Below are 21,272 nucleotides of genomic sequence, written 5' to 3'. Positions count from 1 at the left end.
TCAAAATCCAATTTAAACTTCTATTTCTATTCATCCTGATAAACAGGCTCCCGTTCCCCGTACTCCTCTTCAATATCCTCCTCTATATCTTTTGCTCTTTTTCTCAGTTTCTCACTTTTCATTCTTTGTTTCTCGCGCTCTTCCCGCTCTCCCTCCTCCGAAAACGTATGGCTCACGCTTAAAATCATACCAAAAGCCGCACTCGTAAAGATAAGAGATGTTCCTCCCATACTCATTAAAGGCAAAGGTTGACCGGTAACGGGCATTAAGCCTACGCACACTCCCATATTAACAAGCGCCTGAAACACAATGCTAAGTCCCAAACCTGTTACTAAAATAGCGGGAAATGTCCGGGTACACCGGCGTACAATCACCCCGATCCGATACAGGATGATCAGGTACAAAAGCATAACGACCCCCGCTCCCAATAAACCGTATTCCTCGATAATAATAGCAAAAATGAAATCCGAATACGGATGAGGCAAGAAATTACGCTGTACGCTATTCCCCGGTCCTAAACCGACCAATCCCCCTTTTGCAACGGCAATTTTCGCTTGATCCGACTGATAAGAGTCATCGCTATTAACAGATTCCGGATTAAAAAAATTCACGATACGGCTCTTCACGGTAGCGATACGACCGATTTCTGCCACCTTGGGCACGGTGAAAGCCAATACCAACAGCACTACTATTGTCGCCACAAGAGCTCCGACCGACATCGCTATCAGTTTTAACCGCAATCTACCGACAAACAACATGGCCAAACAGACCAAGCCCATCAACAACGAGGTCGAGAAGTTGTCCAAAAAGATCAGAAAAATGACCGGTCCCGCGACAAACAAAATCTTCTTCAATGCTTCATCGTCACAGCAACGCTCATTCTGATAAAAAGCGATGACCCTGGCACAATACATGATAACCCCCAATTTCGCCATTTCCGAAGGCTGAAAGGTAAAACCTATTCCCGGAATAGTCACCCAACGACCGGCATCATTCAAAGTTGTCCCGGCAAACTTAGCCCATAACAAAAAAATGAACGACATCCCCAGAACAATCTTTGCAAAAGAAAGAAAGTACTTGTAATGAATGGATTGTAAGGTCAGAATAACTACCAAACATCCCGACATCAAAATAACTTGTTTGATCAGGAAATAACTGGTATTACCGCTACGGACACGATAAGCCAAACTACCCGTCGAAGAATAAACGACCATAACGGAAGCAAGCATCAAACCGATAATAACATACCAAAGTATCCTATCACCTTTAAAAGAGAGTTTTTTCCTTAAATCAAACCAGTTCATATCGTTTTATATCACTTTAGGGCTTTTACTTTCTCTTTAAACAATTCTCCCCTATGCTCGTAATTTTTAAACAAATCAAAACTGGCACAACAAGGAGAAAGTAAAACGACATCCCCGGCAACAGCCCTGCTGTAAGCCACGGCAATCGTCTCGTCCAACGAATGCGTATCCACGACCTCACATATACCGGAGAAACTATCTATCAATTTTCTATTATCCACCCCCATACAAATCAACAACTTCACCTTCTCTTTCACTAAATCGTTCAACACGCTGTAATCATTTCCTTTGTCCGTCCCTCCTGCAATCCAAACGACCGGAGCATGCATGCTATCCAAGGCATACCAGGCGGAATCCACATTGGTAGCCTTCGAGTCGTTAATATAAGTCACTCCACCGACTACCGCTACCGTTTCCAAACGGTGTTCCACTTGCGGGAAAGTGGTTAACCCTTTTCTTAAACTCTCGTCGCTCACTCCGGCTTTCAGCGCAGCCAATATTGCAGCCATCGCATTATACACGTTATGACGCCCCTGTATCGTAACAGCTCGTTTCTCTATTCGAAACACCCTGTTTTCCAGGCGAGCGACAATCGCATCGTCTTCTACATAAGCATTTAAACGGGCATCGGAAGAATAAGTGAATCCAACCGCCTCGGGTTCTATTTTCCCTTTTTCCACCCGTTCCCGGACAACGTCACAATCAGATCCGTATATAAACAGATCCGACGGCTTCATATTATTTACAATCCGAAATTTCGAGCCGACATAATTTTCGAATTTATAATCATACCGATCCAGGTGATCCGGAGTAATATTGGTCAATATCGCCGTATCGCATTTAAAACGGTACATCCCGTCCAACTGGAAGCTCGACAGTTCGACCACGTATATTTCATGTCGATTTTCCGCTACTTGTGCAGCTAAACTGTTTCCCACGTTACCCGCCAACCCGACATCCATTCCCGCCTGTTTGAGGATATGATACAACAATAAAGTCGTCGTCGTTTTTCCGTTACTCCCCGTAATGCAATACATCTTTGCATCACTGTGACGGCCGGCAAACTCAATTTCCGAGATAATCTCGATTCCTTTCTTTCTAATATTCTGTATTATAGGAATATGATCCGGGATACCAGGACTCTTCACAATCAAATCCGCCGCAAAAATCAACTCTTCCGTATGACGCCCCTCCTCAAAAGGGATCGCTTCTTTTTCCAATATATCTTTATACCTATCCGCCAATTTTCCTTTGTCGGAAAGAAAAACCCTATATCCCAACTTTTTCCCTAACAAGGCAGCACCGACACCGCTCTCTCCTCCTCCCAATACGATCAATTTTGTTTCCATAACTTCCACATTATCTTATTTTCAACGTCACAATAGTTAACACGGCCAAAGCTATCCCCACGATCCAGAATCGGGTAACGATTTTAGGTTCCGGGATGCCTTTCTTCTGAAAATGATGATGTAACGGAGACATCAAAAATACGCGACGTCCCTCTCCGTATTTCTTTTTCGTGTATTTAAAATAACTTACCTGCATAACGACAGAAAGATTCTCCATCAAGAAAATCCCACATAGAATAGGGATCAATAACTCCTTATGGATAATAATGGCAAACACGGCAATGATTCCACCTAATGATAAACTACCCGTATCCCCCATAAACACTTGGGCGGGAAAAGAGTTGTACCATAAAAAACCGATCGTAGCACCAATAAATGCAGCGATGAAAACCACCAGCTCGCCGGAATGCGGTATATACATAATATTCAAATAATCAGCATACACCATATTACCCGACACGTAAGCCAATATTCCCAAGGTGGCCCCGACAATAGCCGATGTGCCCGTCGCCAGACCGTCCAATCCATCGGTCAGATTAGCGCCGTTCGACACGGCCGTCACTATTAAAATGGTAATGACAATAAAAACAATCCATCCCACCTCCTCTGCATATTTGCCCGCGAATACTCCGAACCAGGCGTAATCGAACTCGTTATTTTTAAAAAACGGAATAGTCGTTTTAGTCGATTTAACATCTTTTGCCAATGCTTTAGCCGAATCTTTCGTAGAAAAACCTTCGTCTACCGTACTTACCAACTCGCCGACTTCCGAAAAAGAGACCTTTTCACGAATCACGACACCGTCATTCAGATAAAGGGTTAATCCCACGATTAATCCCAATCCTACCTGACCAATTACCTTAAAACGCCCTTTCAGCCCCTCCTTATGTTTCCGGAAAACTTTGATATAGTCATCCAAGAAACCGATTAACCCCAACCAGATCGTTGAAATAATCATCAATTGAATATAAACATTATCCAAGCGGGCAAAAAGAATAACCGGAAGCAAAATAGCCAGCAGAATAATAACCCCTCCCATTGTCGGAGTGCCTTTTTTCTGCATCTGTCCCTCTAATCCCAAATCCCGGATCTCTTCTCCGACTTGTTGACGCTGCAACATACGTATGATACGTTTTCCGACTACCGTGGCTATAAGCAACGATAAAATAATCGCACAGGCAGAACGAAAAGTAATGTAATGAAACATGCCCGCTCCCGGAAAATTTAACTGCTCCAAATAATCAAAAATGTGATAAAACATGGTTATCGATTAAATATTTCTTGTATAACTTCTTTATCGTCAAAATGGTATTTCACCCCTTTTATCTCCTGATAATTCTCGTGTCCCTTTCCGGCTACCAGCACCAGATCTCCTTTTCGGGCCAACATCAAAGCCGTACGGATAGCTTCTTTCCGATCCGAAATAGCCAAGACCTTTACCTCTTCATGCCGGGGTATTCCGGCACGCATCTCTTCAATAATAGCCGAAGGCTCCTCGCTCCTCGGGTTATCCGAAGTCAATATCACCTTATCGCTTAACCGGCAAGCAACCTCAGCCATTTCCGGCCGTTTGGTGCGATCCCGGTCTCCCCCTGCCCCGACAACGGTAATAACCTGATTATTCTTCCCCTTCAGATCCTGTATCGTTGACAACACATTCTCTAACGCATCCGGCGTATGAGCGTAATCCACTATCGCCATGATCCCCGTCGAAGACAACACGGTCTCAAAACGCCCCGATACCGGAACCAACAAACTCATTGCTTGCAAAACCTCCTCATTTTCCAATCCCAACAGACAAGCAGAAGAATAGACTGCCAACAAATTATACGCATTAAAATCCCCCGTGAATTTAGTCCATACCTCCCGGCCGTTCAATGTCAGCAAAGTCCCGTCCAAATGTCGTTCGATGACCTTTGCATTAAAATCAGCCATTCTTTTACACGAATAGGTATATTTCCGGGCAACGGTATTCTGCAACATGACCGTCCCGTTCTTATCGTCTAAATTAGTCAAAGCGAAAGCCCGGGCTGACAATCCGTCGAAAAAGGCCTTTTTAGCTTCTATATATGCTTTGAACGTTTTATGGTAATCCAAATGATCGTGCGTTATATTTGAAAAAATTGCCCCGTCAAAATCCAAACCGCTGATTCGTTTCTGATCAATAGCATGCGAACTCACTTCCATAAAACAATACTCACATCCGGCATCCACCATCCTCCGCATCAAGGCATTAATCTCCAGAGCATCGGGCGTCGTATGCGTAGCCGCCACTTTTTCCTCCCCGATGTAATTACAGACGGTAGACAAAAGCCCTGCCTTTCCTCCTAAAAGGCGGATCAATTCATACAACAAGGTAGCCGTCGTCGTTTTTCCGTTGGTACCGGTCACTCCTACCAGCTTCATCTTTTCCGAAGGATTACCGTAATAATTAGCAGCCATCCGTCCTAAAGCATCAGAAGAATCCTCCGTTACGACATAAGTCACATGCCTTGACAAATTCTCCGGTAATTGCTCGCAAACAACTGCCCCGGCACCAGCGGCAACAGCTTTATCTATAAATACATGCCCATCGATATTCACTCCTCGCTGAGCCACAAAAAGATCATTCCTATCCACCTTTCTGGAGTCGAAATGAATAGCATGAACATCTATGTTCAAATCCCCTTCCACGGACAAACAAGCTACTCCATCCAATAGATCTCCTAATTTCATCTCTTTTATTTTAGTTCTATACTGACATAACTACCCCGTTGTACCCGATTACCCGGTTGTAACGATTGTTTGTTTACGGTTCCCGAACCGATTACCCCCACTTTCAAACCGCTATTCTCCAAAATATATAAAGCATCCCTTAACCCCATACCTTTCACGTTAGGTACCAAAGTTTCGGAAATACTTCTGGGTTTCAGTACAAAACCCTCATCATTCCGGGTCGTCATGACCCATTTCGACTCTTCGGCAGGTTCGTCGTCCACGTGAAATCCGAACTCATCATATATACTCAAAAAATCCGATTTCAATCCGTTTTTACTGATGGGCAGTACAAACTCCTCCGGAACATCTTCCGACTCCTCAAACTCCAAAGAAGCCTTAGCGTATACCTTATCCGCTATTTCGCGAAACACATTTCCGGAAACAACATTCCCGTAATATCCTTTGGATAACGACGGATTTTCCACCACCACGATACAGGAATAGAGAGGATTATCTGCCGGAAAGTATCCGACGAAACTGGCTCGATATTTTCTTACTCCATATCCTTTTGAACGATCGGCGACTCTTGCCGTCCCGGTTTTTCCCGCAATTTTACACGGGGCATGGCTCAAGTTTTTCGCCGTCCCGTTTTCCACGACCCCCTCCATCATGTCCCGTAAAGCAGCCAGCGTTTTATCGCTGCAAATATGTCGATCCATCACTTCCGTACCAAACCGTTTAACAACATCTCCCCGGTTTCGTATCTCCTTGACCAATCGAGGCTTCATTCTTTTCCCATTATTCGCGATGGCATTATAAAACGCCAATACTTGCAAAGGGGTCAATTTCACCTCGTAACCAATACTCATCCACGGCAAAGAGATACCACTCCAATCTTTATCGGTCGGATACTTTATATAAGGTTCTCCCTCTCCTAATAACTCAATCCCTACCTTTTTATTCAATTGCATCGCATACAGGCGATTAATAAATTTTTCTGGTTGATTCTTATAATTTTCATACACCAACCTCGAAATTCCATTTGAGGAACGTTCGAATATCTGCTTCACGGTTATCTTACCTACCGGTTTACCATTCGACTCCCGTAATGTCTTTCCATAATAAGTATAAGTACCGTCACCCAAATCGACTGTATCCTCCGGGTGTACGTAACCGTCTTCCAACATCGCCATCATAACCGCCGCCTTGAACACGGAGCCCGGTTCCGCGGCATCTCCGATCGCGTTATTCAACATCTCCCGATAGCCTTTAGGTGTTTTGGTCAGATTAGCAATCGCCTTAATATCTCCCGTTTTCACTTCCATCAGAACGGCAGTCCCCGCGTCCGCATCGTAAATCTCCATCTGTCTATCCAGCGCATTCTGCACAATATCCTGAAAATCGACATCTATCGTGGTAATTACATCATTTCCATCCACAGGATCTTCAACGGTTACCGACACCCAACGTCCGGACATCATTTGTCGTATACTCCGTCCCAATTCACCCTTCAACTCGTTCTCGTAAGCCTTTTCCAAGCCCACGCGTCCCTCGAACGTTCCATCATTGCTCTCGTTTAAATAACCAATCGTCCGGACGGCTAAATCCCCATGAGGTTGCAATCGAACATTTTCCCGTTCCAGAATCAACCCACTCCTACTCCCCTTCTCCCGAAAAATAGGAAAGGTCTTTAACTCTTTCAACTCGTTATAAGAGACCTTTCGCCGGTTGATCAACAGATACTGGTTCGGCTTAGCTCCGTATTTTCCCTTCCACAACTTGCTTCTATATTCCACGGCAGGCGCATCCTTAAAAAAACGAGATAATTTGAAAGCCAAACTGTCTATCTTCTTTTTAAAAATATCATCCGGAACAGCCTTACAATCGAAACGTAATGAATAATAGGGAATCGAACTGGCCAACACTCTTCCGTCCGCCGCACAAATATCTCCCCGGTTGGGAGCGACAACAAAATCTTTCACGGAAACATCTCGGGACTTACTCCGCCATTTCTCTCCCTCCCAAATCTGGACATGCAAAGCCTTTACCACAATCAATGCGGCTATCCCCATCACGCAGATGTACACAAACCCCAAACGTCCGGCTAACTCATGTTTTATTGACATATCCCTATCGACACCCGTTAATTTTCGTATATCTTTGTCGGCGGTTCCTTACTTTCCACCAAATTCAATCCCTCTTTACGAATCTGTTTTATCACTTCCGATTGCGTACTGATCTTCATCAGTTCCGAAGCCGTTGTTATCGACTCAAACCGCAATTCGCTCAACTCCTTTTCCAACTTCACTTTCTTCATATACAATTTCTCCGTATTATACCCGTTAGCGATATACAATATTCCCAAAGCCGTCAAAAAAAGAATAAACAGAATATTTTTCCGCAACACGGTGTCTGCCAAGATACGTCCATCCAAAAGTTCCTTCATGGACTCTCCCAACACCTCTTTCTTCTCTTCCGAAGGCGAAACAAAATCTTTATATTTCTTTTTCTTAAACCACCTCATATTATAACTTCTCCGCAATCCTTAACTTCGCACTCCGAGCCCTCGGATTGCGATCAACTTCTTCCTCCGTCGGCACGATCACTTTCCGATTCACCAACTCAAAACTCTTTTTAACCCGACCATAAAAATCCTTTTCAACTTTTCCCTCAAAATTTCCGGATTTCAAAAAATTCTTTACGATACGATCTTCCAACGAATGGTAAGTAATAATTACCAAACGTCCCCCGGGACGCAACGCCATCTCGGCCTGTTGCAACATATCTTCCAAAGCTTCCAATTCTCCATTGACCTCGATACGCAAAGCCTGGAAAACCTGAGCCAAATATTTTTTCTCTTTCAATTTAGGAACGCATGGAGCTATAACCTGCAAAAATTCATCCGAACGAGCGATCTCCTTTTCCTCACGCTCTTTTACGATCAAACTTACCAAGCGCCGAGCGTTCTCCACTTCACCGTAATCCCGGAAGAGATGTATCAAAGACTCTTCGGTATAAGTATTCAACACATCGGTAGCTTTCAATCGGTTTCTTCTATTCATACGCATATCCAACGCCGCATCAAAACGAAAAGAAAACCCCCGCTCCGCTTCGTCAAATTCATGCGAAGAAACACCCAAATCCGCCAGTATGCCGTCAGCGTGTTCAAAACCGCAATAACGCAAGAAATTGCGTAAATAACGGAAGTTATGATTTACGAAAATAAACCGATCATCTTTCGGCACATTTTCCAATGCATCAGAATCCTGATCAAACCCGATCAAACACCCCTCGGATAGACGTTTCAGGATCTCTCTCGAATGACCTCCCCCTCCAAAAGTCAAATCCAGATAAACGCCGTCAGGATCAATATTCAATCCCGCCACAGACTCTTCCAATAATACAGGTACATGATATTCCATAACTTCTAATTTATGATTCACAATCACTTCCACGCCCGGAAATCACAGCCATGCGGCACGTTTATTTTTCCTGCTTTCCAAAAACCCGGGTCGTCAAATTTACAAAATCCTCCGTATTCATAGCACTTTCTTCATAGTTTATTTTATCCCATATCTCTATTTTTGAATCCTGCCCTACCATCACGATATCCCCCACTACTTCAATACTATCCAACATCTTCCTGGGAATTAAAATTCGACCGTTTCCATCCAACTCGACCTCCAAAACTCCCCGGAAAAATTCCCTTTTAAAACGAGACTCCTCTTGATCAAACGAACTAATCCGATTTCGTAAATCATCAATCAAATTCAACCATTCCCCCTTCGGATAAAGATCAATACATTTTTCGAAAATATTACGACGCAAAACAAAAAAACTCTCCCCCACGGCAGCCGCCCCTTTGCGAAACGCCGACGGCACGACAACCCGTCCCTTGTTGTCCAATTTGCATGTATAATCCCCTATAAATGACAACATATAGTTTTTCTAATTTATGATGTAAAGTTATGAAAATATTTCCCACTTTAAACCACTTTGAACCACTTTTTTCAATATTTTTATTCAAACTGCCAAAATCCACTTGTAATCAACGCATTTTATATAATCGATAAATCGAAAAGTATAAATTTTAAACGTAGAAAGCTTCTCGACTACCGCGTATAAATAATAAAGTTATAATTCCAATTGTTCGGGATGCCGTTATATAAAAAATCCGCAAGTATTTCTTGCGGATTCTATTTTCCACGCTCTAAGCGTCATTATTTTATAAAACAGCGGATCGTTGTGTTAACAACGTCAAAATCGAGTATGTCAAATGATTTGATTTTTTCTTTTTCCAATGTATTTCATCCTCCTTCTCTCCGGGTTCAAAACATTACTTCGAACTGTGGCGAACCACGGGTAATTAACCGATATTACATGTTAAAACAATCCTCATAGGCACTCCTTTCCGCTATGGGTTCGTAACTGAAAGAACTGTACGTCGACGACTTTCCGTTTTTTATCAAAACATCGATGAATGCACCGATCACATAGCATCAACGGACACTATAAAATTACGAATTTTTTTCCACAAAAACAAGTATTCGAGCCTCACTTTGATCTTCTGCTATGCATCCGTCTCTCTAACAACCCTTTTCCCTGTTCTCCTCTTACGTATCCGACGCAAATAGGTCGGAAGCATACAGACGATTAAATGAGATTTCGGCCATTTATAACATTTCAAAAAAAACAACATCGCCACACCTATAAAAACAGCTGTCCCCACGGCAATTTGGAAAGGAAACCATAACAGATCTTTCGCGGGAATGATCATGGGTATCAAAGCGACAGCCCCGGCAGGAGCAAAAAACTTACCGGACAATTCAAACAGAGTGAATAGACAAAGAAACAATACACAAGCAATCATGCTTTCCGGCAATTCCCATAAAACATAACCGACAAACTGAGATACGCTTCCTAACACGGCTGCCGTGACCAACAACAAATAGATTTGGACCGGACGATTTCTGAATCCGGATTTCGAGTTGGCAAATTCAACATAAGTTACAACCAAAGGGGGCAATATACAGTAGAGATTAGATGTATATACCGGAAAAAATGCGATAAGCACCCAGGAAAACAACAACCTTCCCCATCTGACGATCTCTTTCTTTCGATCCTTCCCGACCGGAACATGAATAATCTTTTTTCGAAGTCCGTATTTTTCCATTACCCCCTGGCCTATAACAAGTATCACAGACATAACCGACACCGCTATAGGATAAACCCAACTTTCTGTTTGTAGCACAACCGGCAACATACAAGCCGATAGTAACGGTATCAGACTGGCTCGCATCAATAGCAGAATCGCGGCAGCAAAAGAGAAAGCCAATGCCAAATTCACCATTAAAGGCAACGCGGAATAGCGCACGAGCACAACGCCCCAAGTAGCCCCCGACGTCATCATCACGATCATAGCAATCCGGCCCACCCGCCATACCCGTTTGTCAACAATCCACATGCCGACGGCAAGGGCTGCCATTTCCGGGAAGATAATCTCTTTTTCCCCCAGAAACTCGGACACTCCGACCATTGCTAAAATCATCAGCAATGCGGCCAAATAACGTTTTCGACCAGAAACATCGGAAAATACCGCTCTTCCCTTTTTTCCCGGAAATGTCGATTTACCTTGACCCATATCCCATTTTTTCATGACAGATCGTCAAAAGTAATATTTTTCATCCCAAAATGACACAGAAAACAAGAATCATCCGTCTAATTTTCCAGTCGTTCTTTTAATTCGTATATTTACGAAAAAATTAATTGTTCATCATGGAATATCACTTCGTTACCCGTTTAAACGGAAATATGAGTTTAACTCATGCTTTCCATGCCGATTCATCCCTTCAAAGAAACAACAGCCTTTATAAATTTATCTGGATTCAAAACGGTACACTAACATTAGAAATCGACCACATTATTATCACGTTAAATCAAGACGAGATGATCTCTTTAACCCCATTGCACCACATTGAAATAAAAGAGATCAATGGAAAATACCTAACCCTATTGTTCAACAGTAATTTTTACTGTATTTACGGACACGATAACGAAGTATCCTGCAACGGTTTCCTTTTCAACGGAGGTTTTCAAATTATGAAATTGCAATTGACGCAAGATCAATCTTCCCAGCTAAAAGAACTAACCGACAAACTCGCGGGAGAATACCGAATCAAAGACAATCTCCAGGAGGAGATGTTACGTATTCTTCTAAAACGCTTTATTATCACCTGCACGCGGATCGCAAAGGATAAATACGCGATAAGCCGGGAAAAAGAGAAAAATTTCGATCTGATCCGTCAGTTTTACGTATTGGTAGACCGCCATTTTAAAGAAAAGAAAAAAGTACAGGAGTATGCAGAACTTTTATTCCGCTCGCCCAAAACCCTCTCTAACCTTTTTGCCGCCTATCATATACCTACCCCCTTACGTATTATTCACGAAAGGATAGAAACCGAGGCGAAACGATTGTTGCTATACACTTCTAAAAACGCCAAGGAGATCGCCGATATTTTGGGATTCGAAGATCTTTCTGCTTTTAGTCGTTTCTTTAAAAACATGACGGGAGAGAGCATTTCTTCCTACAGACAAAGAGAGATCGGGAAGAATTGACAATATATCCGGTAAAATGGCCATCTATTTCCGAGGTAAAACATCCGACCTTCGTATCGTAAGTTTAACCATTTAAAACGGAAATAACATGACAACAAAATTAAACGACCTATTTTACAACTTTCTTCTAATTGCTTCCTCAACCCGGCAACTCGGTATCCATCTAATACGTATAGCCATTCTGATTATTTTTGTTTGGATAGGGGGATTGAAATTTTGGAACTACGAGGCGGAAGGGATCGTACCCTTTGTTGCCAACAGTCCTTTTATGAGTTTTTTCTATAACAAACAAGCTCCGGAATATAAAAATCACAAGATGAAAGAAGGAGAAAGAAACGAATTGAAACAAAACTGGCACCAAGGGAATAACACGTACGGGTTTTCTCATGGCCTCGGTATGCTGATCATAAGCATAGGAATCCTGGTGTTTTCAGGGTGGTTCTTTCCGAAAATAGGAGTTATCGGGTCATTACTCGCCATTATCATGACACTGGGAACCCTCTCCTTTTTAGTCACCACACCAGAAGTATGGGTTCCCGATCTCGGAAGCGGAAAATATGGATTCCCTCTACTGAGCGGAGCCGGACGATTGGTCATAAAAGACACGGCCATTCTTGCCGGAGCCGTTGTATTGCTTTCAGAATCCGCACAAAGAATATTAAAAAACAAAAAGTTATGAAACAGTACGATGCCATCATTATCGGTTTCGGCAAAGGAGGTAAAACACTTGCCGTTGAATTAGCCAAACGAAACTGGACAGTAGCCGTGATCGAAAGTTCAGCACAGATGTACGGGGGAACCTGTATCAATATCGGGTGTATCCCGACGAAAACATTAGTACATCAGGCAAAGATCGCCGAATGCCAAGCCTTTACCTCGTTTGAAGAAAAAAAGGTATTTTATCGTCGATCCATCCGTAGAAAGAATGAAGTGACCGCCCTGCTCCGCAATAAAAATTTCCACAATCTGGCCGATCAGGAAAACATAACGGTCTACACGGGAACAGGTTCTTTCGTAACTCCCGAGATCGTTGCGGTACAAACACCCGAAAAGAACTTTCAATTGCAGGGAAAACACGTGTTTATCAATACCGGAGCCGAAACAATAGTACCTTCTATCGATGGCATCGAAGAGAGTAAACGAGTGTATACAAGTACTTCCATCATGGAACTCGCGGATCTTCCCCGCCATCTTGTAATTATCGGAGGAGGCTACATCGGTCTCGAGTTCGCATCCATATACGCCTCTTTCGGTTCCGAGGTAACCGTTTTGGAAGGCTTTGCCGAACTTATCCCAAAGGAAGACAGGGACATTGCCGAACATGTAAAAAAAACGCTGGAAAAGAAAAGTATTCGTTTCCACATGAACGCCAAGGTAACGGCTATTCACGATAAAGGAGACTCAACCATAGTGACTTACCAAACTCCGGGAAACACGATCTCCACTGAATTAAAAGCAGACGCCGTTCTATTTGCCACCGGTCGTAAACCCCATACCGGGGGATTAAATCTGGAATCCGCCGGAGTGAAAACCGATGAAAGGGGAGCCATTGTCACAGACGAGCATTTAAGAACGAGCGTTCCGAATATATATGCCCTGGGAGATGTAACCGGGGGATTACAATTTACTTATATCTCCCTGGACGACTACCGAATCGTCAGCAACTACCTCTTCGGCAACAAAAAGAGAAATAGCTCCGACCGAAATCCCGTAAGTTATTCGGTCTTCATCGATCCGCCTCTATCCCGGATAGGCATGAGCGAGGAAGAAGCCCGAAAAAATAACCTGGAAATAACGGTAAAAAAATTGGCCGTAGCCGCCATTCCCAGAACCCTGACAACAGGAGAAACCGAAGGCATTTTAAAAGCCGTCATCAACGTAAAAAACGGAAAGATTTTAGGATGTACCCTTTTCTGCGCGGACTCACACGAAATGATCAACACGGTTGCTCTGGCAATGAAAAACCAGCTGGATTATACCGTACTCCGGGATTTTATCTACACGCATCCCAGTATGACCGAATCCTTCAATATATTATTTTCTTAATAAATAAAAGCGAGTATTTTCTCGCTTTTATTATAACTACCCGTTATCCTCCCTCTTTCAAACCTCATTCTACCATTTATCTTGTTTTTTAATTCAAAATATATTTATAATATAAAAATTATATGCATATTTGTCACCACACCATACAAAATAGGACAATACGTGAATCATCATTACAATATATCATTAAAAGATGGAACTCGAATAAACTTTCAAACGGTATTCGATCGATATTTCAACTCATTGGTTCTTTTTGCCGAACGTTATCTGAATAATTCTGAAGAGAGCAAATCCGTTATACAAGATGCTTTTATGGCCCTGTGGGAAAACAGATCGATCCTTCAGGACGAAACGGCAATCAAAGCCTATTTGTACTCTACCGCAAGAAACAAAGCCCTGAATCTTATAAAACATCAAAAAATTGCAGACGAATACAACCGGGAACGGTTGCAAAGAATAGATTCGGAATTTTATTATATGCAGTCGGTTATCGAAGAAGAAACCCAAAGAATGATCTTCACGGCTATAGATTCTTTACCCGAACAATGCCGTAAAGTCTGTTTACTGAATTTAGACGGATGGAATAACATGGAAATCTCCCGTCAATTAAATATCTCTCTGAACACGGTAAAATTCCACAAAAAAAATGCTTATAAACTTCTCCGGGAAAAATTACAGGATTATTTCCACCTGTTGTTTTTAGTTTAAATTATTAAATATTCCGACACGAATCGACTATCTATCAAAAATCTATCCAATACAGACCGGATAATTTTCATTACAAGATAGATTATATTTTCAGGTATCCACTACCCGTTTTTTCTTTTCAGTTGTTTTAGTAATAAAATCGAAGAAAAAATGACGCAAAAATACTTCAAAATAGCAGAGCTTATCTACAAACAAAAAAGCGGAATCATTTCCGAACAGGAGCAAAAGGAGTTGTACAAGTGGATACAAGAAAGCATTTCGAATCGAACCCTATACGACAAGCTCCTGAAAGCACCCGATTGGGCTCAAAAGTATGAACGGTATAAACAGGTATCCGGACTAAATGTATGGAGTGATTTGCAACAACGGATATCTCTTCGGAAACGACGGACCATACTGAAGCAAATGGGTTACGCGGCCGGTATCGTACTATTGCTGGGAATAGGATTCTGTCTTCAGCAACATATAAAAAACAAGGAAAACACACTCTCCTTCTCCTCACCCGTCCCGGGTTCCCGGCAAGCTATTCTTCGGCGGGCGAACGGTGAAAATGTTTTGTTAACGAATGCCGATAGTATCATTGCCTGCGACGGCAGGTCCGGAGATATCAAAAAAATAAAAAACAAACTGATTTACGCGGCAGCTAAAAACGATTCGAAAGAGGTTTGGGATACCCTTGAAACTCCAAACAGTTGTGAATTTCAAGTAACCTTATCCGACGGCACCAACGTGTGGCTAAATGCCCGATCCCGTCTTATCTATCCTGTAGGCTTTGTCGGCGAGACAAGATCGGTTCGGCTGGAGGGCGAGGGGTATTTCGAAGTCCGGCGGGACGAGAAACATCCTTTTATCGCGGAAATAAACGGCATGACGATTAAAGTACTGGGAACCTCGTTCAATCTGAAATCCTTCCCGGAAGAAGGGCGTACGACAGCCACGTTATTGAATGGAAAGATCGAAATAAGTACGGGAGGTAAAAATATCGTGTTGACCCCCGACATGCAGGCTGATTTAACCGGTGAACACCTAACGATAAAACGAGTAGATGCAAAGTCTTACCGGGCATGGACCAAAGGCAATTTTGTATTCAGAAGAGAGCGGCTGGAATCCATCATGAACGATCTTGCCCGGTGGTATAACGTGGAGATCAGGTATGAAGAGGGGACAAAAGAGATCCTGTTCTCCGGTATCATGAATCGTTACGAAACCATAAGCGAAACCTTATGGATGATAGAAAAAACGGGAAAAGTAAAATTCGACATTACCGGATCCATTGTCACGGTAAAAAAGCAATAAAAACGGGGAGATGCTCCAACACCTCCCCGATCAAAATTCAATCGTTGTCCGTTTGCTCCAACAACAGGATAACCATGTGTAACTTTTAATACTGCAAATCTATGAAAAAAAAACGAGAACCCGGCCCGCACTCCAAAGGAGAAGAGTCCGCTAATTTTGTAAAAATGAAACTAACGATCCTACTCTTTCTAATCAGTATACTTCAAAGCTTCGGAGGAGTATATTCCCAGTCCGTGAAATACGATATCTCGTTAGAGAAAGGGACATTGGAAGAAGTTTTTAAAATCATCGAACAAAAAGGAGAATATACCTTTCTCTACTCTATCGAAGACATCGACAAAATAGCCCCGATTAAAATCGATGTAAAACAGGCTGAGTTAAAAGAGATTCTAACCATTTGTTTGGCTAAAACCGATTTGACATACGAAATAAATCACCAGCTCGTCATCATCAAAAGCAGGGAAGAGAAGAAAGAAAAAATAACCATGATCACGGTAAAGGGCATCGTAAAAGACGAAGCCGGAGAACCTTTGCCGGGCGTATCGGTTATTTTGAAAGGAAGCCACACGGGGAGTACGACCAATATAAAAGGAGAATTTCAGCTGAACGTCCCTGAACAGGATACGATCGTATTGACTTTTTCTTTCGTGGGAATGAAAAGCCAGGAGGTTATGTATAAGGGAAAACCGATGAGCGTCGTTCTAAAGGAAGATATACAAAGCGTGGAGGAAGTAGTGATAACCGGATATCAAAAAATCGACCGCAAACTCTTCACGGGAGCAGCTTCGAAAGTAGACATGAAGGATATCTATCTACCCGGAGAACCGGATATCACCAAAGCCCTGGAAGGCCAGGTAGCGGGAGTCTCCATTCAAAACGTATCGAGTACTTTCGGTAGTGCTCCCAAATTACGGATTCGCGGGGCCTCTTCCATTTACGGAAACCAAAAACCCTTATGGGTAATCGATGGCGTAGTACTGGAAGATGCCGTGAATGTATCCATGGATGAGCTGAATTCCGGAAATATAGCGACCATCATCAGCTCCGGCGTGGCAGGATTGAACACGGACGACATCGCTTCCCTGCAAATATTGAAAGACGTATCGGCAACGGCCCTATACGGAGCAAGAGCCATGAACGGAGTCATTGTAATCACCACCAAAAAGGGACGACAAGGAAAGATGTCCGTGAACTATTCGACCAATATCAGCATCAAACCCATACCCTCATACGACGACTACAACATACTGAACTCCGGAGAACAGATGTCCGTGAACCGGGAACTCTATGAAAAAGGTTGGATCAACATAGCCCAGACCCCATCCGCTATCGATCACGGTCCTTACGGAAAAATGTTCGACCTCATCGCCAAAAACGAAATCGCGTGGGTAGATAACAACAACGGAATCAATACTTTCTTACGGAAATACGAGACCGCGAATACGAACTGGTTCAAGGAACTTTTTCGTACGGGAATACAACAGCAACACACGCTCAGCATTGCGGGAGGAGGAACCAAAAATACCTTCTACGCTTCCATCAGTTATCTGCACGACGACGGATGGACGATAGCCGATAAAGTAGATCGCTACACGGCTTTATTAAAAGGAACATTCGATATCACGAAGCAATTGACGGTAACGGCCTCCACCAATATGTCTTTCCGGAAGCAACGCCTGTCAGGCGCCTCGCAAAGTACGGATGATGTGAACGGCGTGGATCGTTACACGGGACGCATCGAACGAAACTTCGACAACAACCCGTTCCTGTATGCCCTGCAAACCAGCCGGGCTATTCGTTGCCGGGATGAAAACGGCAACCTGGAATTCTTCCGGAAAAATTATACGGACTACAATATCGTGGATGAATTGTCCAAAAACAGGATTGAAGCGACGGTCCGGGATATGTCTTTTACGGCAGATATCAATTACAACATCACGAGTAGTTTTTCCCTTTCCGGAAAAGTATCCGCCCGGTATTACCTATCCAAACTGGATCGAAAAGTACACGAAAATTCCAATGAAGCCAAAGCTTACCGGGCTGGAACCGGACCGGACGATTCCGGCCTGATCCAAGAAAACAATGGCCTGCTATTCCAGAAGCCGGGCGATAATTCGGGGATCAAATACAGTATCCTGCCGGAAGGGGGCATTTACGAAACCTATTGTGACGAGATGCTCAATTATTACCTGAATGCAAATGCCAACTGGAATCCCCGGATAGGCTCCGACCATATGTTTACCTTCCTGTTGGGAACAGAAATCCGTTACATCAACCGGGATAAGGATTGGAATTACGGTTACGGTCATTTTTTCGACGCAGGAAACGTATCGGCCAATTACATGGAGTATTTGGAATCGGTAGGCGGCTCCTATTTCGGAAAAGCCAAAGGTTTCGACCGTTTTGCCGCCTTTTTCCTGAATTACGGCTATTCATTCCAGGGAAAATACACCTTTAACGGAACAATTCGCTATGACGGCTCCAACCGCCTGGGACATGCCCGCTCCGCCCGTTGGTTGCCTACCTGGAACATCAGTGGCAAATGGGCCGTAAAGGAGGAAGATTTTATGAATCGTATCGAATGGTTAAGCCAGCTGAACCTGCGTCTGACCTACGGGCTGAACGCTTCCCTCGGTAACGCGACCAACTCCACCCTATTAGCCCGTACCCGGGTGAACAACCACCCCTTCCATCCCTCCTTTTCCGAATTGGAGATCGACATTGTCAGCTTGGGAAACCGGGATCTCACCTGGGAAAAGCAACATGAATTCAACGCCGGAATAGACGCGGGATTATGGGAAAATCGGTTAAACCTGATCATCGACTATTACAACAGAAAGGCCTTCGACTTGATAGGAGCCTACCCATCGTCGGGAGTGGGCGGCGAACGTCTTAAACTGGGAAATATTGCAGATATGCATTCGCACGGTATAGAATTAACCTTAACCTGCACTCCGGCACAAACACAAAAATTCCGATGGAACTTTAACATCAACTACGCCTATCACCACAGCAAGATTGTAAAACTGATCAGCCAGGACTGGGTGGGAAGAGCGGTAAGCACATACGGCGTTCCGGTACTGAACGGCCCGGTAAGAGGCATTTATTCCTCCCGCTTTGCCGGATTGGACGACCACGGGGTTCCCATGTTTTTCAATAAAAACGATGAACAGGTATACTACCTGAAATTACAAAGCTACGATTGGAGCGATTTCGTCTATAGCGGGAATTTGGAACCCACCTCGAATGCCGGCATGCAACATACTTTTACCTTCGGCAATCTCTCGCTTTCGGCCTTGTTCACCGGACAATTCGGTCACAAAAAACGGGTAATGCAAAATTACAGCTACGGATATTACGATTCGGAAGCTTTACCTTCCAAATTAAAAAACCGCTGGCGGGTAAAGGGAGATGAAAAAATCACTTCTATCCCGGCTATTTTGGATAAGGATTACTATAACCGTTCCAATGAAACGGATATCTCTACGGCCTACAATCTATACGGTATGTCGGATTTATGGTTAGCCGATGCTTCCTTTATCCGCTTAAAGAACTTGTCCCTATCCTATTCCCTGCCTAAAAAATGGATGCAAAAGCTATCGATAGATCATGTAAACCTGGGCTTTTCAGCCACGAACGTGGGCTTATTGTGGTTGGCGGATAAAGAGAAATTAGGCGGTGAAGACCCTGAATTTTCCTGGTCGGGAGGTACCATCATGCCCATCAGCCGTCAATATGTATTCACCTTAAATATAGGATTCTAAGTTTACGACAAACGTAGTAAGAAAAGAATAAACAGAACTAAAATTCAAAACGATGAAAAAATATTATTTACCGCTATATGCCATGCTCTTCTCTGCCGTTCTTTGCTTCACGGGATGCAACGACTTTTTAGACGTATCTCCGGACGAGCGCATGGAAATCGATAACCTCGACAAGGTCTATCAAACGGTCACCGGAGCTTACCAGAACAAGTACGGTTTCAGGTTTACACACATGTCTTCCGACGATGTCACTGCCGTAAAGGGGGTAAACCGCACGCAGGAAACAATCGAAGACCTGTATACATGGAATCGCGATTTCCGGAACCAGACGCATCAGGATGCTCCGGCATCTTACTGGACGATCACGTACAGCTCCATTGCCAACATCAACCATGCCCTCGAGGCTATGGATAAATTGAAAATCCTTCCGGAAGAATCGGCCAAAGCGGAAGTTATACGGGGAGAGGCCCTGATTGTCCGTTCCTACTGCCATTTCATGTTGGTCAACCTATTCGCAAAACATTTTGACAAATCCACGGCCTCGACAGATCCGGGCATTCCTTACGTTGTCAAACCCGAAGACCGATTGGTGGTTCATTACAAAAGAGCTTCCGTAGAAGAGGTATACCGACTGGCAGAAGAAGATTTGCAGGAAGGAATCCGCTTGTTGGAAAAACATCCCAAACTATTCAATCCGAGTAAATACCATTTTACGTTTCCGACGGTATACCTGTATGCCTCCCGTTTTTACACCTTCCGAAATCAGGATAAAAAAGATGTAGAGCTGGCTATCCGATATGCCAATAAAGCAATCCAACAATTCGGAGGCTTACTGGTGATGCGCTCCTGGACCGAATACGGGAAAGACCAGGAAGGTCCTGTCGATGTCACCCAAGGCGAAGTGGGATTGGTGCAGGTTTCGGCTACCATGGTCAATTATGCTTTTATTTATCAATTGACAGACGGAATTAAGGACACGGAATTAAAAAATCCGTTCAAACAAAACGACCTCCGTTTAAAAGGCAAATACCTTACCTCAGGAAACATATTTACGCCCATGTACTTTTTTGTCCCGGAAAAAGAGAACACCCTCTATTCGGCATACGATCTGTTTCCCATGTCGGAAGCCTTACTCAATGCCGCCGAAGGATACGCCCGGGAAAAAGATTTCGATCAGGCTTTGGAGATGTTACATGCTTTGGGCAAAAAAGTCTATTACAACTACAACAGCTCCAAAGTAAGCAGAGCCGCCATACAAAAAGCCTATCCGGACGACACGGAACAGGAATCCATGATCCGGTATATTCTTTTCGAAAGACGGGTACAATTTCTGATGAAAGGTATGAGATGGTTCGACATTAAACGCTACAACCTGGATGTGGAGCATCTGCTGCAGGACGGTACCACTATTCGTTTATCCGAGATCGCACCGAACAAAGATTACCAAATTCCCGGTTACGCGATCGAAGCCGGACTTGAACCCAATAAATAAA

Annotated in this window: 16 protein-coding genes; 7 read left to right on the top strand and 9 right to left on the bottom strand. The window is 43.5% G+C overall.

The window, feature by feature from the left end; all coding sequences use genetic code 11:
* Positions 1 to 26: 26 nt before the first annotated feature.
* The 9 genes from BN3283_RS04920 to BN3283_RS04880 form a co-directional block, all read right to left on the bottom strand.
* Positions 27 to 1,304 (bottom strand): FtsW/RodA/SpoVE family cell cycle protein, encoded by a 1,278-nt coding sequence (locus tag BN3283_RS04920; RefSeq protein ID WP_059025866.1) that lies wholly within the window; start codon positions 1,302 to 1,304, stop codon positions 27 to 29.
* Between the two features lie 11 nt (positions 1,305 to 1,315).
* A complete protein-coding gene (gene murD / locus BN3283_RS04915; protein ID WP_059025865.1) occupies positions 1,316 to 2,653 on the bottom strand; it encodes a UDP-N-acetylmuramoyl-L-alanine--D-glutamate ligase in 1,338 nt (445 codons plus the stop codon).
* 10 nt (positions 2,654 to 2,663) lie between these two features.
* Complete coding sequence (mraY, locus tag BN3283_RS04910) at positions 2,664 to 3,914, bottom strand: phospho-N-acetylmuramoyl-pentapeptide-transferase (RefSeq protein WP_041503983.1); 1,251 nt, start codon at positions 3,912 to 3,914, stop codon at positions 2,664 to 2,666.
* 2 nt (positions 3,915 to 3,916) lie between these two features.
* On the bottom strand, positions 3,917 to 5,368 hold the full coding sequence (locus BN3283_RS04905; RefSeq protein ID WP_059025864.1) for a UDP-N-acetylmuramoyl-L-alanyl-D-glutamate--2,6-diaminopimelate ligase: 1,452 nt from the start codon (positions 5,366 to 5,368) through the stop codon (positions 3,917 to 3,919).
* A gap of 5 nt (positions 5,369 to 5,373) precedes the next feature.
* A complete protein-coding gene (locus BN3283_RS04900; RefSeq protein WP_059025863.1) occupies positions 5,374 to 7,476 on the bottom strand; it encodes a penicillin-binding protein in 2,103 nt (700 codons plus the stop codon).
* Positions 7,477 to 7,493: 17 nt separating this feature from the next.
* A complete protein-coding gene (locus BN3283_RS04895; RefSeq protein ID WP_041503986.1) occupies positions 7,494 to 7,874 on the bottom strand; it encodes an FtsL-like putative cell division protein in 381 nt (126 codons plus the stop codon).
* Between the two features lies 1 nt (position 7,875).
* Positions 7,876 to 8,772, bottom strand: coding sequence for a 16S rRNA (cytosine(1402)-N(4))-methyltransferase RsmH (gene rsmH, locus BN3283_RS04890; RefSeq protein ID WP_059025862.1), 897 nt, complete (start codon positions 8,770 to 8,772; stop codon positions 7,876 to 7,878).
* Positions 8,773 to 8,833: 61 nt separating this feature from the next.
* A complete protein-coding gene (mraZ, locus tag BN3283_RS04885; RefSeq protein WP_059025861.1) occupies positions 8,834 to 9,289 on the bottom strand; it encodes a division/cell wall cluster transcriptional repressor MraZ in 456 nt (151 codons plus the stop codon).
* Positions 9,290 to 9,920: 631 nt separating this feature from the next.
* Entirely contained in the window at positions 9,921 to 10,991 is a 1,071-nt protein-coding gene (locus BN3283_RS04880; protein WP_059027173.1) for a hypothetical protein, read from the bottom strand.
* Between the two features lie 134 nt (positions 10,992 to 11,125).
* On the opposite strand from BN3283_RS04880, the gene BN3283_RS04875 reads away from it, so the two are divergent.
* From BN3283_RS04875 to BN3283_RS04845, 7 genes are all read left to right on the top strand, one after another.
* Positions 11,126 to 11,965, top strand: coding sequence for an AraC family transcriptional regulator (locus BN3283_RS04875; protein ID WP_059025860.1), 840 nt, complete (start codon positions 11,126 to 11,128; stop codon positions 11,963 to 11,965).
* Positions 11,966 to 12,053: 88 nt separating this feature from the next.
* Positions 12,054 to 12,644, top strand: coding sequence for a DUF417 family protein (locus BN3283_RS04870; RefSeq protein ID WP_059025859.1), 591 nt, complete (start codon positions 12,054 to 12,056; stop codon positions 12,642 to 12,644).
* Complete coding sequence (locus tag BN3283_RS04865; RefSeq protein ID WP_059025858.1) at positions 12,641 to 14,011, top strand: FAD-dependent oxidoreductase; 1,371 nt, start codon at positions 12,641 to 12,643, stop codon at positions 14,009 to 14,011. Before BN3283_RS04870 ends, BN3283_RS04865 begins: the two co-directional genes overlap by 4 nt.
* Before the next feature lie 162 nt (positions 14,012 to 14,173).
* On the top strand, positions 14,174 to 14,719 hold the full coding sequence (locus BN3283_RS04860; protein ID WP_059025857.1) for an RNA polymerase sigma-70 factor: 546 nt from the start codon (positions 14,174 to 14,176) through the stop codon (positions 14,717 to 14,719).
* A 150-nt stretch (positions 14,720 to 14,869) separates the two neighbouring features.
* The gene (locus tag BN3283_RS04855; RefSeq protein WP_059025856.1) at positions 14,870 to 16,015 is read left to right on the top strand and encodes a FecR family protein; all 1,146 of its coding nucleotides are present in this window, start codon (positions 14,870 to 14,872) and stop codon (positions 16,013 to 16,015) included.
* A 101-nt stretch (positions 16,016 to 16,116) separates the two neighbouring features.
* Positions 16,117 to 19,779 (top strand): SusC/RagA family TonB-linked outer membrane protein, encoded by a 3,663-nt coding sequence (locus BN3283_RS04850; protein ID WP_059025855.1) that lies wholly within the window; start codon positions 16,117 to 16,119, stop codon positions 19,777 to 19,779.
* A gap of 52 nt (positions 19,780 to 19,831) precedes the next feature.
* Entirely contained in the window at positions 19,832 to 21,271 is a 1,440-nt protein-coding gene (locus tag BN3283_RS04845) for a RagB/SusD family nutrient uptake outer membrane protein (protein WP_059025854.1), read from the top strand.
* The last annotated feature ends 1 nt before the right edge of the window (position 21,272 follow it).

Source organism: Gabonibacter massiliensis (assembly GCA_001487125.1).
GTDB lineage: Bacteria > Bacteroidota > Bacteroidia > Bacteroidales > Marinifilaceae > Gabonibacter > Gabonibacter massiliensis.
This window is presented reverse-complemented; position numbering and strand designations above follow the sequence as displayed.

What these genes read in the sequence shown, in the direction of transcription:
- murD (WP_059025865.1), bottom strand. Translation starts at nt 2,653, where the DNA reads ATGGAAACAAAATTGATCGTATTGGGAGGAGGAGAGAGCGGTGTCGGT.
- BN3283_RS04845 (WP_059025854.1), top strand. Translation starts at nt 19,832, where the DNA reads ATGAAAAAATATTATTTACCGCTATATGCCATGCTCTTCTCTGCCGTT.
- BN3283_RS04880 (WP_059027173.1), bottom strand. Translation starts at nt 10,991, where the DNA reads ATGGGTCAAGGTAAATCGACATTTCCGGGAAAAAAGGGAAGAGCGGTA.
- BN3283_RS04855 (WP_059025856.1), top strand. Translation starts at nt 14,870, where the DNA reads ATGACGCAAAAATACTTCAAAATAGCAGAGCTTATCTACAAACAAAAA.
- BN3283_RS04865 (WP_059025858.1), top strand. Translation starts at nt 12,641, where the DNA reads ATGAAACAGTACGATGCCATCATTATCGGTTTCGGCAAAGGAGGTAAA.
- mraY (WP_041503983.1), bottom strand. Translation starts at nt 3,914, where the DNA reads ATGTTTTATCACATTTTTGATTATTTGGAGCAGTTAAATTTTCCGGGA.
- rsmH (WP_059025862.1), bottom strand. Translation starts at nt 8,772, where the DNA reads ATGGAATATCATGTACCTGTATTATTGGAAGAGTCTGTGGCGGGATTG.
- BN3283_RS04850 (WP_059025855.1), top strand. Translation starts at nt 16,117, where the DNA reads ATGAAAAAAAAACGAGAACCCGGCCCGCACTCCAAAGGAGAAGAGTCC.
- BN3283_RS04900 (WP_059025863.1), bottom strand. Translation starts at nt 7,476, where the DNA reads ATGTCAATAAAACATGAGTTAGCCGGACGTTTGGGGTTTGTGTACATC.
- BN3283_RS04895 (WP_041503986.1), bottom strand. Translation starts at nt 7,874, where the DNA reads ATGAGGTGGTTTAAGAAAAAGAAATATAAAGATTTTGTTTCGCCTTCG.
- BN3283_RS04920 (WP_059025866.1), bottom strand. Translation starts at nt 1,304, where the DNA reads ATGAACTGGTTTGATTTAAGGAAAAAACTCTCTTTTAAAGGTGATAGG.
- BN3283_RS04905 (WP_059025864.1), bottom strand. Translation starts at nt 5,368, where the DNA reads ATGAAATTAGGAGATCTATTGGATGGAGTAGCTTGTTTGTCCGTGGAA.
- mraZ (WP_059025861.1), bottom strand. Translation starts at nt 9,289, where the DNA reads ATGTTGTCATTTATAGGGGATTATACATGCAAATTGGACAACAAGGGA.
- BN3283_RS04870 (WP_059025859.1), top strand. Translation starts at nt 12,054, where the DNA reads ATGACAACAAAATTAAACGACCTATTTTACAACTTTCTTCTAATTGCT.
- BN3283_RS04875 (WP_059025860.1), top strand. Translation starts at nt 11,126, where the DNA reads ATGGAATATCACTTCGTTACCCGTTTAAACGGAAATATGAGTTTAACT.